Here is a 14,423-nt window from a genome sequence, read left to right as displayed (position 1 = left end):
ATATGCCAAAAAAGAAAAAGAAGAATTAACTGTAGTTAAAGAGGAGGAAAAAAAGAAAAGTTGGAAGAAAATCAAAATCTAGAGAATTTAAAGGAAGTTGGTAGCCCCAATATTCCTGATATTAGTTCAGACATTTTTCCGATTACTATTATAGGTCAAATAGAAGGGCATACAGTTTTACCACCTCAGACAAAAACTACAAAATATGAACATCTTTTGCCTCAATTAGTTTCTATTGAGGAAAATCCAAATATAAAGGGGGTTTTAGTTATTTTAAACACTGTTGGTGGTGATGTTGAAGCAGGTCTTGCGATTGCAGAAATGATAAACAGCCTTTCAAAACCTACGGTTTCACTTGTGATAGGAGGAGGACATAGCATAGGCGTTCCTCTTGCAGTAGCTACAAACTATTCTTTCATTTCACCTACCGCAACAATGACTATACATCCAATTAGAATGAATGGATTAGTAATAGGGGTTCCACAGACATTTGAATATTTCAGTAAAATGCAGGATAGAATATTAAACTTTATAGTCAGAAACTCTAAAATAACAAAAGAAAGATTAAGGGAAATGATGCTTCAAACAGATGAATTATTAAACGATATGGGGACGATATTAATAGGTAAGCAGGCGGTTGAAGAAGGATTAATTGATGAGGTGGGAGGAATAAGTCAAGCAATAAAAAATTAAAAGAAATGATAAATCAAAGGCTTGAATAAAACGCCTTTGATTTATTTTCTTTTGTGTTATAATTTTTTACTTTGTGAAGGGAATTTTGCTTGGATATAGAAATAATACTATGGGGTGATAGGATGGGTAAAAGAAAAATAAAAACAATCAAGTTATTTATGATATTTATGGAATAATACTAATAGCTTTTTCCTTACTATTCTTAATTAGTATAATGATTAAACCAACAGGAATGATTGGAAAATTTTTGTTGACTTTTTCTTTGGTGCAGTGGGCCTTGGGGCGTATATTTTGCCATTCATAACGATTCTAATTGGAATAGCTATGATTTTAAACAAAAGCTCATTAAAAATAAGACAAAGATTTATATCTATTGTATTTGCTATTTATTCTCTCCTGCTTCTTGGCCATTTAAGATATTCTAATAATTTTAAGGCTAAAAAGCTGACTCAAAGAATATACGAGGCTTATAAATTAGGAATTAATAAAAAAGGTGGAGGTATTATCTCAGAATTAGTTGATTTTCCCCTCCTTTTGTTATTCGGCGAGATAGGATCTTACATATTTATTATTTCTAGCATTTTAGTTTTTTTAGTTTTAGCAACTGAAAAGCCTGTTAAGGATATTTTATTATTTTTAATACAACCATTTAAAAAGATAAATATTAAGAAAAAGAAAAAGAATTTGAGAGTTTTGAGGATGACCTTCATGATAAAGATGAAGAAAAAGCAACGAACAATGATTTATTAAATGACGAAAAGGTAAATGTCCAAAACACTAATGTAAATAATGAAGCTTCTTATAAAGATGATTTTATAGGAGTTAATGAAAGAAGTGATAACAAAGCAAAAGAAAAGATAAAGATTAATCTATCTGCAGAAAATATATCAACTTGTAATATAAAATATACATTTCCACCCATAGAACTTCTTAATGAAAATAGAACAAAAATCAATGGAAATGATAAGAAGGAGTTGCTAATGAGTGCAAGGTCCTTAGAAGAAACCCTTGCAAGTTTTGGAATAGATGCTAAAGTAACTCAAGTGACAAAGGGACCATCCGTAACTAGATACGAATTGCATCCTGGAGTAGGGGTTAAGGTTAGCAAAATAGTTAATTTATCCGATGATATTGCATTAAATCTTGCAGCACCCAGCGTTAGAATTGAGGCACCAATCCCTGGAAAATCAGCCATTGGAATAGAGGTTCCAAATAAGGAGGTAACCCCTGTCTATCTTAGAGAAGTTATTGAGTCTGATGAATTTCAGCAATTTAATTCATCTTTGGCATTTGCCCTAGGTAAGGATATTAGTGGCAGATGCATTGTTGCTGATATAGCAAAGATGCCCCATTTATTGATTGCAGGGGCTACGGGATCAGGTAAAAGCGTTTGTATTAACACACTGATAACAAGCTTGATTTATAAATCACCTCCAAACGATGTTAAAATGCTTCTAATAGATCCAAAAGTTGTAGAGCTATCCGTATATAATGGAATTCCTCATTTAATAATACCTGTAGTAACAGAACCACGTAAGGCAGCTTCAGCTTTAGAATGGGCGGTTTCAGAAATGACCTCTAGGTATAAGTTATTTGCTGATAATAATGTCAGAAATATAGAAAGTTATAATAAACTGATGGAAGATGTATCGCCTGAAAATAAACTGCCTAAAATTGTAATAATAATCGATGAGCTTGCTGATCTTATGATGGTAGCTCCAAATGAAGTAGAAGATTCCATAACAAGGCTTGCTCAGATGGCAAGAGCTGCAGGAATACATCTTGTTATTGCAACCCAAAGGCCTTCCGTTGATGTAATAACTGGGGTTATTAAAGCTAATATTCCATCAAGGATATCCTTCGCTGTTTCAAGCCAGATAGATTCGAGGACGATATTAGATATGGCAGGCGCTGAAAAATTATTGGGTCGTGGTGATATGCTATTCCTTCCGATTGGAGAAAACAAACCAATTAGAATACAAGGAGCCTTTATCTCTGAAAAAGAAGTTGAAAATATAGTTGAATACTTAAAGAAAACATTTAATACAGAATATGATATGGATATTATGGAAAAAATTAAAGAAGGTAAAGAAATTGCAAATGACTATGATGATAACGATGAATTATTGCCACAAGCAATTGAGCTTGCTATAGATCTTGGTCAAATTTCTGCTTCTATGTTGCAAAGAAGATTTAGGATTGGATTTAATCGAGCAGCTAGGCTAATAGATGAAATGGAAAAAAGGGTATTATCGGACCCCAAGATGGAAGCAAACCAAGACAAGTATTAATAGATAAAAATAATTACTAGGGCAATGCCCTAGTTTTAAATTTTAAAAGAAAATATTGTCGAATTTAAGTGCTTTTGCTATTATATATATGTTAATTATTTTGTAGAATCATATATATTAATGTATTATTATGAAAAAACAAGAAAAAATGAAAAATAATATGTAAAATAAAGAATGTGAAAGATAATTTCGAAAATTACCCAGGAAATAATAAGGAGATGATTTGACATGTTTAATGTAGGTTTCGTGTCACTTGGATGCGATAAAAATAGAGTAGATGCAGAGATAATGCTTTCGCTATTATCTAAGAATGGATATAATATTACAAACAAGGAAGAAGAGGCTGATGTGATTATTGTTAATACATGTGGTTTTATAGAGTCTGCTAAAATGGAATCCATTGAAACCATATTAGAAATGGCTAAAAATAAAGAAGGTAGGTGTAAATCCCTCATAGTTACAGGATGTATGGCTCAAAGATATAAGGATGAATTATTAAAGGAGATGCCAGAAATAGATGCAGTTGTTGGCGTTGGTAGCTATCGGGATATATGCAATATAGTTGATAGGACATTAAAGGGAGATAAAGGAATAATAAAAACTGATTCGATTGATTATATTTTAGATATGGAGGAAAGGATACTTACTACGCCAAGTCATTATGCATACCTTAAAATTGCAGAGGGATGTAATAATAATTGTTCCTATTGTATAATACCTAAACTTAGGGGAAAGTTTAGAAGTAAAAAAATGGAAGATATATTAAATGAAGCAAATTCTCTTGCGAATATGGGAGTAAAAGAACTGATATTAGTTGCCCAAGATACTACGCTTTATGGAGTTGACCTTTATGGCATAAAAATGATATCAAATTTATTAAAAGAATTAGAAAAAATTGATGGAATAGAATGGATAAGGCTAATGTATTGTTATCCTGAAGAAATAACAGACGAACTGATTGATACAATAAAAAATAGTAAAAAGATACTTCATTATTTTGACATCCCTCTTCAGCACATAAGCAACAAGATATTAAGGAGGATGAATAGAAGAACAACCAAGGAGCAAATAATCGATTTAATAACAAAAATTAAATTTTCTATTCCAGATTCTATTATAAGAACTTCAATAATCGTCGGCTTTCCAGGTGAAACTGAAGAGGATTTTAACGAGTTAAAGGAATTTTTAAATGAATATCAACTAGATAGGGTTGGAATTTTTACTTATTCACCAGAAGAAAATACTCCAGCCTTTTATATGGAGGACCAAATTGATGATGACATTAAAGAAAAAGAAGAGATATTTTAATGAAGAATCAAGCCCATATATCGGCATCAAAAACCAAAAATTAATTGGGGAAATAATTGATGTAATAATAGATGGTGTTAATAAAAAGGGATTGTTCTATGGAAGAACCTATGGAGATGCCCCTGAGATAGATCAAAATGTATTTATTGAAGGGACAAATTTAAATAAAGGTGATATTATTAAAGTTAAAATAACTAAAGCATATACTTACGATTTGATGGGAGAGGTTGTTGAGGTATGAATTTAGCGAATAGGTTAACTATTTTACGAATTATTTTGGTCCCTGTATTTTTATTTTTTATTGCAGTAAGGATAAAATATGGTAATGTGTTGGCTGCTATTATATTTATTATTGCTGCAATAACTGATACATTAGATGGATATATAGCGAGAAAAAGGAAGGAAATAACTAAATTTGGCAAGTTCATGGATCCTCTTGCCGATAAGCTAATTGTTACAGCTGCCTTAATTTCATTAGTTGAATTAGGGAAAATAGCCTCTTGGGCTGTTATGATTATTGTAGCAAGGGAATTTGCTGTAACCGGATTAAGGTCATTAGCTGCATCGGAAGGTCGCATAATAGCAGCAAGCAAGTGGGGAAAGGCAAAAACTGTTTTTCAAATTATTGCTATTATAGCATCCTTATTAGGTCTTCCTTTTAGTAACATTTTGATGTGGATTGCAATAATAATAACGATAATCTCTGGAGTGGATTATTTTTCGAAAAATATAGACGTTATTGATTTTAAATCATAACACTTTAGTTATTTGGTATTCATGTTGTTAAGCCCTGTGAAGGATTTTTTATATATGTTCTGAGCGTAGCAATTGTTATTGCTAAAGATTAAATCCTTCCAGGGCTAATTTGTTTACTTTAAATAAAGTATTTTTTCGTATTAATCATAATTAACATTATCATAATTGATAGCATATGTTTAAGATTATCACTTATTGAGAATAATCTATAAAAATTATATTATTTTTCAAAATCAACCTAAATTTATTGACCTAAAATTTAAAATAATGTATAATACTAAAAGAACAAATGTTCGCAAAGGAGAGATATAAATGAATAATGAAAAAATAAAAGCTTTGGAATTGGCAATAAGCCAGATTGAAAAGCAATTTGGAAAAGGTTCAGTGATGAAATTAGGCGAGAATTCAAAATTAAATATTGAAGCTATCTCTACTGGTTCATTGGATCTTGATATAGCTCTTGGCATCGGCGGCGTTCCAAGGGGAAGAATTGTTGAAATTTTTGGTCCAGAATCATCTGGTAAAACAACAGTTGCCCTTCATATAATAGCAGAAGCCCAAAATTAGGTGGTGCTGCAGCCTTTATTGACGCTGAACATGCACTAGATCCAGTTTATGCTAAAAACTTGGTGTAGATATAGAAAATCTTATTGTTTCACAGCCTGATACAGGGGAACAGGCTTTAGAAATTGCTGAAGCACTTGTAAGGTCTGGAGCTATTGATGTTATAGTTATCGACTCCGTTGCAGCCCTTGTTCCTAAGGCAGAAATTGAAGGGGAGATGGGAGATTCCCATGTTGGATTGCAAGCAAGGTTAATGTCTCAAGCGCTTAGAAAACTAGCAGGAGCAATTAACAAATCAAGATGTGTTGCAATATTTATTAATCAATTAAGAGAAAAGGTTGGAGTAATGTTTGGCAATCCTGAAACCACTCCAGGAGGAAGGGCTTTAAAGTTCTATGCTTCTGTTAGACTTGATGTCAGAAAAGTTGATGGAATAAAACAAGGAGAAGATATAACAGGAAGCAGAACAAGAGTAAAAGTTGTTAAAAATAAAGTTGCTCCTCCCTTTAAACAGGCAGAATTTGATATTATGTATGGAGAAGGAATATCAAGGGAAAGCAATATTTTAGACGTAGGAGTAAATTGTGATATTATTCAAAAAAGTGGTGCATGGTTTTCATATAAAGATATTAAATTAGGACAAGGTAGGGAAAATGCAAAACAATACCTAAAGGAAAATCCTAATTTAGCTTTAGAAATAGAAAACAAAATAAGAGAAAAATTTAATTTGCCAATCCTCCAAATTAAAAACGATGACCAAGAACTTAAAAAGGTAGAATAAAACATCCCTAATGGGATGTTTTTTGAGGTGAACTATGAAAGTGATGGAAATAAGAAAATTAAAAAGCGAAAATTTGTATTTAGTTGTTTTTGAAAATGAAAGGAATATTAAAATAGGTCTTGAAATGTTAATAAAATACAATATTATTGAAGGTAAAGATTTAACTCAAGAAGACATCGATACAATTTTACAAGAATATGAAATTAAATCAGCATATAATTATGCATTGCATTTATTAGAGAGAAAAATGTATCCTGAAAATCAAGTAAGAAATAAGCTTTTAAAAAAGGTTTTAATGAAATGGTGGTTGAAAAGACGATATCTAAATTAAAGGAGTATGGTTTTGTAAACGATGAAGAGTATATCAAAAAATATATTGAATATAGTATAACAAAAAAGTTCGGCAGTAGAAGAATAATTACTAATTTAAAACAAAAGGGATTATATATAAAGGAAAAGGATATCGACATAAATAGTGAAACATTATATGAAAATGCTAAATTACTTGCTTTGAAAAAACTTAATATTATGGCAAAAGACAAAAAGAATGTAAAACAAAAATTATATAATTATCTTGTTTACAGAGGATATGACAATGAGGTAATATTTAAAGTGTTAAAAGAAATATTAAATGAATATGACGGTGATCTATTATGAAGTTTTTATTTTTACCGATGCTCATATTAGAGGAAATAATCCAAGATCTAGAAAGGACAACTTTTATGAAACTTTAAAGGAAAAATTAAATGAATTAGTTGATGTTGCACAAGATAATAAAATAGACCATATTATTTTTGGCGGGGATCTTTTTGATCGACCGGATATATCCCTAGCGGTAGTTAAGGATTTTATTAAAATAATCAAAAATTTTCCATTACCTATTTTATGTGTTATAGGTAATCATGATGTTTATGGACAGAATCCTTACACTGTTAATAGAACTGTCTTGGGATTATTGGAGGAGCTAGGAATAGTTGAGTTTTTGAGCAATACCCCTAAGATTATAAACACAGAACATAATAAAACTATTCAAATAACTGGTAGCCATTACTTTTATGATATAGATGGTCCGGATAAAGTTTCATATATAGTTAAAGAAAAAAATGTGATTATGCTATTCATGTAGCTCATGGCTTTTTACTTGAAAAGCCATTCAATAATGAAGTTAAATATACTCTGATTGATGATATAGCAAGCACAACTTTAGCAGATATAACATTAGTTGGGCATTATCATAGCGGATTTGGAGTAAAAAAATATAATGATAAATTTTTGTAAATCCAGGTGCTATTTCTAGAATAAGCAATACTGTTTCTGAAATCTACAGAACTCCATCCTATGCAATAATTGAAATCGATGAAAATATAAATATATCTATTTCAAAATTACAGTGTGCCAAAAAGGTGAGGATGTTCTAGATAGAGAAAAATTATTTGTTGAACAGAATAAGACTATTTTGTTTAATGAATTTGTTCATCAAATAACATCATATGGCAATTTTGAAATATTAAAACTTGAAAATATAATTTCTGAAATCGCAGAACACGAAAAATTAGGTGATGAAATTAAAAAAGAGGCTTTAGAAAAAATTGCACTAGCTCAAGATCTTATATCTAAAGAGGAAGTGAACTTAGAATGAGATATATTAAAAAATAGAAATTGAAAATTTTCAATCCCATAAACATACTATTATTGATTTTGTTAATGGATTGAATGTTATTACAGGACCATCGGATAACGGTAAAACAGCTATTATAAGGGCATTAAAATGGGTTCTTTATAACGAGCCTAAAGGCAGTGAATTTATAAGGCAGGGTGAAAATAGATGTAAAGTTTCTATCGTTCTTGATAATGATGTAATCATTACAAGAGAAAAATATAAGAATAAAAATTCATATATAATAATAAGGCCAACTGGTGAAGAAATTAAATTTGAAGGTTTTGGAAATGATATTCCATTAGAAGTTTTAAAAGAACATGGAATAAGAAAAATATACATTGATCCTAACTCTATTGAAAGTATAAATATAGCGGAACAATTGGAATCTCCATTCCTGCTTAGTGAGCCTGGAACTATTAAAGCTAAAGCGATTGGTAAACTAATCGGTGTTCACTATGTAGACACTGCAATTAAGCTTGTAGATAAAGATTTACAAAAATTGAAAATCAAAGAAAAGAAACCGTTGAAAGGATAGATGACTTAACTAAAAAACTCGAAGAATTCTCAAATCTTCCAATGATTTTAGAAAAGTTAAGGGTTAAGCAAGACAAACTATCAAAAGTTAAAATCAATAATGAAAGATTAAAGAAACTTATAAATTTAAGAGAAAGCTTAAATCTTATTGATAGTGAAATAAATAATATAAAAGCGTTATTACAGTATTTTAACTCAATTCAAAATGCGGAATATAAGATTTTAACGTTAATTAATGCTATTAACCGTAATTCGTTGTTAATTAATGATTATAATAAAATAAAGACACTTGAAATTGAAATAGAAAAATTACAAAATATTTTGAATACAATAAAAAATATACATGATGTAGATGAAACTTATAGGCATTTAATAAATAATGTTTCTAATTTTTTGACTATGAAAGATATTAATGAACGCTTAAATGATGTAGAACAAGTTAATATTACAATAAATAAAATACTAGCAACTTTAGGAAAGATAGATGACGCAAAAGAAAAATATTCAAGATTAGAGTATAACTATAGTAGACTAATATATTTATATGACAAGTATTATGAATATAAAAAAATAAGCAATTCTATAGACATAGGGACAAATTACGTAAAGCATTTTATGGATACAGATAAGGCCCTATTAAAATTTTCAACATTCTTAGAAAAATTGCAAATATCGAATAAGCTTAATGACTTATATAATAAATATAAAAATATCGAGGATGAAGTTCGAAAGGAACAAAAACAATTAAAGGAATTAGATGTTCAAATTGATAGATTTATAGAGGAATACGCTAAGCTATTAGGTCACATTGGCAAATGTCCAGTTTGCTTATCAAATATAGAGGAAAATGCAATCAATCATATTATTAATGAATTAAAAGGAGTGAAACTAGATGAAAGTTAATTATGAAGAAAAGCTTCAAATTTTAAAGGAAAAAATCGAAAGGGCAAAAAATATAAAAATAAAAGCTGAAACTAAATTAGAAGCTCTCCAAAAACAAAAGGAAGAGATAATTAAGCAATTAGAAGAAATGGGTATTAACCCAAATGAATTAGAGAAGGAAATAAAAAGATTAGAAAGTGAAATAATTACTTTGATTAAAGAAATTGAAGAGTCCCTTCCGCCTGATAATATTCTTTACAATAATAAATAAGGGTGATATGATGTTTGATTCAATGATTAATAATATTGAAAATAAACTTAATGAAGAACTTAAAGAATACCATATAAAAGAGGCTATGATGTTAAATTTAAAGAAAAACAAAGATGAGGAAGAAGAAAAGTTGAAGAAATTAGAATTAGAAATTGATAACCTAAAGAAAGTTAAAATTCTTCTTCAGAAGACTTCTCAATTTGCAAGGGAACAATCAAAAAACAAATGGAATATCTTATAACACAATGCTTACAATACATTTTTGATTCAAAAATGGAATTTTTTATAGATATAAAGGAAAAAGGAGAAAAAATCGAAGCAGAATTTTATGTAATATCGGAACAAAATAACAATAAGATTATAACAAAACCACAAGATTCACGAGGCGGGGAGTTGTTGATATTATATCCCTAGCGATAAGAATTGCTATGATGGAAATTCATTACCCTAAAATTGAAGGACCATTAATATTGGATGAACCAGCTAAACATGTAAGCGATGATTATATAGTAAATGTAGCAGAATTTCTTAAAAATGTATCTAGTATGTTTAATAGACAAATAATTATGGTAACCCATAATTCACATTTGTTGGAGAGTGGAGATTATGTTTATAGGGTTACATTAAATAATGGAATCAGTATGGCTGAAAAAATAAAGGGTGATATAAAATAAATTTTTCAATAAATATAGAAATTTTTTATTATTATAGTAAAATCATTATAAGTTCTTTTTTCTTGCATTAAACAAATAGGCCATGATATAATTATGTATGGTAGGCATTTCCTAAATTAAATGGTCATGAGAAGTTTAGCACGTTTATATGCTTCAAGAAATGATAATTGAATTTATATTTCTTTCGTATAAATTCAACAAAAGTTTATGCACAAAGCAAAGGAGGTGTAATTATTCAAACTATAATTACAATAATTTTAATTCCAACTGTTGGAGCAATAGCTTTTTAGCTGGATATATAGTTAGAAAAAATATTGCTGAACGTAAAATTAAAAGTGCAGAAGATGAAGCAAAAAGGATAATATCAGAGGCAGAAAAACAAGCGGAATCTAAAAGAAGGAAGCTGTCATTGAAGCCAGAGAAGAAGTTCACAAATTAAGGAATGAATTTGAGCGCGAAGTTCGTGAAAGAAGAAATGAATTACAACGTATGGAAAGAAGATTAATTTTAAGAGAGGAAACTTTAGATAAAAAAGTTGAGGCTCTAGAACTTCGTGAAGAAAATCTAAACAAAAAGCAGCAAGAAATTGAACAATTACAAAATGAAATTCAAGAACTTTATAAAAAGCAACATGAAGAATTAGAAAAAATTGCTGGCCTAACTTCTGAAGAAGCAAAGCAGATAATACTTAAAAACGTAGAAGAAGAAGTTAAGCATGAAGCTGCAATGTTAATTAAAGAAATAGAAACAAAGGCAAAAGAGGAGGCCGACAAAAAGGCTAGAGAAATAATATCATGTGCAATACAAAGATGTGCTGCTGATCATGTTGCAGAGACCACTGTTTCTGTTGTTACTTTACCTAACGATGAAATGAAGGGTAGAATAATTGGTAGAGAAGGACGAAACATAAGAACCTTAGAAACTTTAACAGGTATCGATTTAATTATCGACGATACTCCTGAAGCAGTTATCTTATCAGGTTTTGATCCTATAAGAAGAGAAATAGCAAGACTTGCCCTTGAAAAACTAATTGCTGATGGTAGAATCCATCCAGCAAGAATTGAAGAAATGGTTGAAAAGGCAAGAAAAGAAATTGATAATGAAATAAGAGAACAAGGTGAACAGGCAGCCTTTGAAACAGGAGTTCATGGCCTACATGGTGAACTTATTAGACTTATAGGAAGATTAAAATACAGAACAAGTTATGGTCAAAACGTTTTAAAGCACTCAATTGAAGTTGCATATTTAGCAGGACTTATGGCTGCAGAACTTGGAGCAGATGTTAACTTAGCAAAACGTGCTGGACTTCTTCATGACATAGGTAAAGCAATTGATCATGAAACTGAAGGACCACATGCACTTCTTGGAAGTGAACTTGCTAAAAAGTATAATGAATCTCCTGCAGTAATAAATGCAATTGCAGCACATCATGGTGATGTTGAACCAATGACAGTTGAAGCTGTTCTTGTTCAAGCTGCAGATGCTATTTCTGCTGCACGCCCAGGCGCTAGAAGAGAAACTCTTGAAGCATATATTAAACGTTTAGAAAAGCTTGAGGAAATAGCAGACTCCTTTGAAGGTGTTGAAAAATCATATGCTATTCAAGCAGGTAGAGAAATAAGAATAATGGTTAAACCAGAACAAATTAGCGATGATGAAATAATTCATATGGCTAGAGAAATAGTAAAGAAAATTGAAAGTGAACTTGAATATCCAGGACAAATTAAGGTAAATGTAATACGTGAAGTAAGAGCAATAGAATATGCAAAATAAACCCCAAAAATTTGGGGTTTATTTTATTTTTTAGAAGGATTTTCAAAATTTTTGTAGAATTAATATAATAGACAAAATAATAGATTCTCAAGGAGGTATTATAATGGAAGTGTTAAAGGTTTCAGCAAAGTCAAATCCAAATTCAGTTGCAGGTGCTCTAGCTGGCGTTATAAGAGAAAAGGGATCTGCAGAAATACAAGCAATCGGTGCAGGAGCAATCAATCAAGCTGTTAAAGCTGTTGCAATAGCAAGAGGTTTTGTTGCTCCAAGCGGTATCGATTTAGTATGCATCCCAGCATTTACAGACATAATAATAGAAGGAGAAGAAAGAACTGCTATTAAATTTATAGTTCAACCAAGGTAATTTTTAAAAGGGCTTTGATTAGCCCTTTTATTATGCGAATATAGTTAACATAATTTATATTATGGTTACTTAAAATAATGAAGGATTTCTTTCAAAATGATATAGACATATGCAGAATTTCATGCTATATTAAAAATAAATAAACATTTAAAACCTATCTTTTAATAGAGGTGAATATATGAAGGATGGAAGTGTAAGAAATAGACAATTAATTAGTAAGGTTAATATAACTTCATTGGTTAAATTGTTTATTTTGCATTTTTTAAAGGAAAGGGAGCATTATGGTAATGAAATTATAGATAGAATTGAAATATGTTTAAACTATAGCTGGAGGCCTAGCCCTGGACTTATATATCCTCTACTTAGAAGTATGGAAGAAAACTTACTTATTGAGGGATGGTGGGAAGAGCCGGATAAAAAGACTAAAAGAATATATCGTATAACCGATGATGGACTAAGGCATTATGAAAAAATAAAAGCTTTATATAAACCTTTATTAGATGAATCCTTAAATATTATTAATAACACATTAAAGGAAATATATAAAAATTAACAAGGAGGAAAAATATATGGAACTTTCAAGAAAAGCAAAAGAAATTAGTTCATCTGTTACCCTTGAGATTACTGCAAAGGCAAAAAAATGAAGGATGAGGGAATAGATGTTATAAGTTTTGGTGCAGGAGAGCCAGATTTTAATACGCCTTTAAACATTCAAAATGCTGCAATAGAAGCAATAAAAAAGGATTGACAAGATATACTGCAGCTTCAGGTATACTAGAACTTAAAAAAGCCATTTGCGATAAACTAAAACTAGAAAACTCATTAGAATATAAACCGTCGCAAATTGTTATCTCAAATGGAGCTAAACATTCTATATATAATGCACTTCAAGCAATTTGCAATCCAGGAGATGAAGTTATCGTTCCTGTTCCTTACTGGGTAAGTTATCCGGAATTGATAAAATTGGTAGATGCGGTTCCTGTTTTTGTCAAAACAAAAGAAGAAAATAATTTCAAGTATACCAAGGAATCATTAGAGGCTGCAATAACACCAAGGACCAAGGCGATTATTTTAAATAGTCCTAACAATCCAACTGGAACGGTATATGACAAAAATGATTTAGAATTTATTGCTGAAATAGCAATAAAACATGATTTAATTATAATTTCAGATGAAATTTATGAAAAATTAATTTATGATGGAACTGAACATATTAGCATTGCTTCGTTAGGAGATGAGATTAAAGAAAGAACTATAGTAATAAATGGAGTATCTAAAGCTTATGCTATGACAGGATGGAGAATAGGATATACTGCTTCAAATGAAGAAATAGCAAAACTTATGTCTAATCTTCAAAGCCATGAGACATCCAATCCAAACACAATTGCTCAATATGCTAGCTTAGAAGCTATAAACGGTCCACAGGAAGATATCGAAATAATGAGAAAAGAATTTGAAAAAGAAGAAATTATATGGTTGATAAAATAAACTCTATAGAAGGCTTATCCTGCGTTAAACCATTAGGTGCCTTTTATGTAATGATAAACATAACAAAGATTAAAGGCAAAAATATTAAGGGTTATAATATTAATAGCTCGGTTGATTTTTGCAATGCACTTTTAGAATATTCGAAGGTTGCAGCAATTCCAGGAGAAGGCTTTGGAGATGATGATTATATTAGACTATCCTATGCAACTTCAATGGAAAATATAATAGAGGGCTTAAACAGAATTGAAGGCTTTTTAAAGTAAGGGGAGTTACCCCTTTTTCTTTTTGTTTTTTATTTTGTATTTTCTATAAATTATTTAAAGTTTATTTTACTTGAAGAAAGGTTAAATATAATATTATAATTATTATGTTAATATCTTAAAA

General features: G+C 30.1%; 14 protein-coding genes and 5 pseudogenes. All 19 read left to right on the top strand.

What is annotated here, in order from left to right; all coding sequences use genetic code 11:
* Positions 1 to 60 precede the first annotated feature (60 nt).
* A complete protein-coding gene (locus tag PWK10_RS06200; RefSeq protein WP_274767715.1) occupies positions 61 to 693 on the top strand; it encodes a ClpP family protease in 633 nt (210 codons plus the stop codon).
* A 291-nt stretch (positions 694 to 984) separates the two neighbouring features.
* Positions 985 to 1,443, top strand: coding sequence for a hypothetical protein (locus PWK10_RS18420; RefSeq protein WP_342455630.1), 459 nt, complete (start codon positions 985 to 987; stop codon positions 1,441 to 1,443).
* 149 nt (positions 1,444 to 1,592) lie between these two features.
* Positions 1,593 to 3,004 (top strand): annotated as a pseudogene (locus tag PWK10_RS06195) (DNA translocase FtsK); the annotation flags it as partial.
* Positions 3,005 to 3,212: 208 nt separating this feature from the next.
* Positions 3,213 to 4,533: pseudogene (gene rimO, locus PWK10_RS06190) on the top strand (30S ribosomal protein S12 methylthiotransferase RimO).
* Positions 4,530 to 5,048 (top strand): CDP-diacylglycerol--glycerol-3-phosphate 3-phosphatidyltransferase, encoded by a 519-nt coding sequence (pgsA, locus tag PWK10_RS06185; protein ID WP_008909066.1) that lies wholly within the window; start codon positions 4,530 to 4,532, stop codon positions 5,046 to 5,048. The pseudogene rimO and the gene pgsA overlap by 4 nt, the downstream one beginning before the upstream one ends.
* A 312-nt stretch (positions 5,049 to 5,360) precedes the next feature.
* Positions 5,361 to 6,393: pseudogene (gene recA / locus PWK10_RS06180) on the top strand (recombinase RecA).
* Positions 6,394 to 6,436: 43 nt separating this feature from the next.
* Complete coding sequence (locus PWK10_RS06175) at positions 6,437 to 6,724, top strand: hypothetical protein (RefSeq protein ID WP_446715343.1); 288 nt, start codon at positions 6,437 to 6,439, stop codon at positions 6,722 to 6,724.
* On the top strand, positions 6,694 to 7,050 hold the full coding sequence (locus PWK10_RS06170; protein WP_274767713.1) for a regulatory protein RecX: 357 nt from the start codon (positions 6,694 to 6,696) through the stop codon (positions 7,048 to 7,050). The genes PWK10_RS06175 and PWK10_RS06170 overlap by 31 nt, the downstream gene beginning before the upstream one ends.
* Positions 7,031 to 7,519 (top strand): metallophosphoesterase family protein, encoded by a 489-nt coding sequence (locus PWK10_RS06165; protein WP_274767712.1) that lies wholly within the window; start codon positions 7,031 to 7,033, stop codon positions 7,517 to 7,519. The genes PWK10_RS06170 and PWK10_RS06165 overlap by 20 nt, the downstream gene beginning before the upstream one ends.
* A 264-nt stretch (positions 7,520 to 7,783) precedes the next feature.
* Positions 7,784 to 8,032 carry a hypothetical protein gene (locus PWK10_RS06160; protein ID WP_274767711.1) on the top strand — a complete coding sequence of 83 codons (249 nt, stop codon included), beginning with the start codon at positions 7,784 to 7,786 and terminating at the stop codon, positions 8,030 to 8,032.
* Positions 8,033 to 8,045: 13 nt separating this feature from the next.
* The gene (locus tag PWK10_RS06155) at positions 8,046 to 8,588 is read left to right on the top strand and encodes an AAA family ATPase (RefSeq protein ID WP_342455698.1); all 543 of its coding nucleotides are present in this window, start codon (positions 8,046 to 8,048) and stop codon (positions 8,586 to 8,588) included.
* A gap of 41 nt (positions 8,589 to 8,629) precedes the next feature.
* The gene (locus tag PWK10_RS06150; RefSeq protein ID WP_274767710.1) at positions 8,630 to 9,490 is read left to right on the top strand and encodes a hypothetical protein; all 861 of its coding nucleotides are present in this window, start codon (positions 8,630 to 8,632) and stop codon (positions 9,488 to 9,490) included.
* Positions 9,480 to 9,740 (top strand): hypothetical protein, encoded by a 261-nt coding sequence (locus PWK10_RS06145; RefSeq protein ID WP_008909071.1) that lies wholly within the window; start codon positions 9,480 to 9,482, stop codon positions 9,738 to 9,740. Before PWK10_RS06150 ends, PWK10_RS06145 begins: the two co-directional genes overlap by 11 nt.
* 7 nt (positions 9,741 to 9,747) lie before the next feature.
* Positions 9,748 to 9,981 carry a hypothetical protein gene (locus tag PWK10_RS06140; RefSeq protein WP_274767709.1) on the top strand — a complete coding sequence of 78 codons (234 nt, stop codon included), beginning with the start codon at positions 9,748 to 9,750 and terminating at the stop codon, positions 9,979 to 9,981.
* Between the two features lie 190 nt (positions 9,982 to 10,171).
* Positions 10,172 to 10,414 carry a hypothetical protein gene (locus PWK10_RS06135; RefSeq protein WP_274767708.1) on the top strand — a complete coding sequence of 81 codons (243 nt, stop codon included), beginning with the start codon at positions 10,172 to 10,174 and terminating at the stop codon, positions 10,412 to 10,414.
* Positions 10,415 to 10,562: 148 nt separating this feature from the next.
* Positions 10,563 to 12,187: pseudogene (rny, locus tag PWK10_RS06130) on the top strand (ribonuclease Y).
* A gap of 103 nt (positions 12,188 to 12,290) precedes the next feature.
* Entirely contained in the window at positions 12,291 to 12,551 is a 261-nt protein-coding gene (locus PWK10_RS06125; protein ID WP_274767707.1) for a stage V sporulation protein S, read from the top strand.
* A gap of 178 nt (positions 12,552 to 12,729) precedes the next feature.
* Positions 12,730 to 13,104 (top strand): PadR family transcriptional regulator, encoded by a 375-nt coding sequence (locus tag PWK10_RS06120; RefSeq protein WP_274767706.1) that lies wholly within the window; start codon positions 12,730 to 12,732, stop codon positions 13,102 to 13,104.
* Between the two features lie 16 nt (positions 13,105 to 13,120).
* A pseudogene (locus tag PWK10_RS06115) lies at positions 13,121 to 14,302 on the top strand (pyridoxal phosphate-dependent aminotransferase).
* Positions 14,303 to 14,423: the final 121 nt, after the last annotated feature.

Source organism: Caloramator sp. Dgby_cultured_2 (genome assembly GCF_028872215.1).
GTDB lineage: Bacteria > Bacillota > Clostridia > Clostridiales > Caloramatoraceae > Caloramator > Caloramator australicus.
This window is presented reverse-complemented; position numbering and strand designations above follow the sequence as displayed.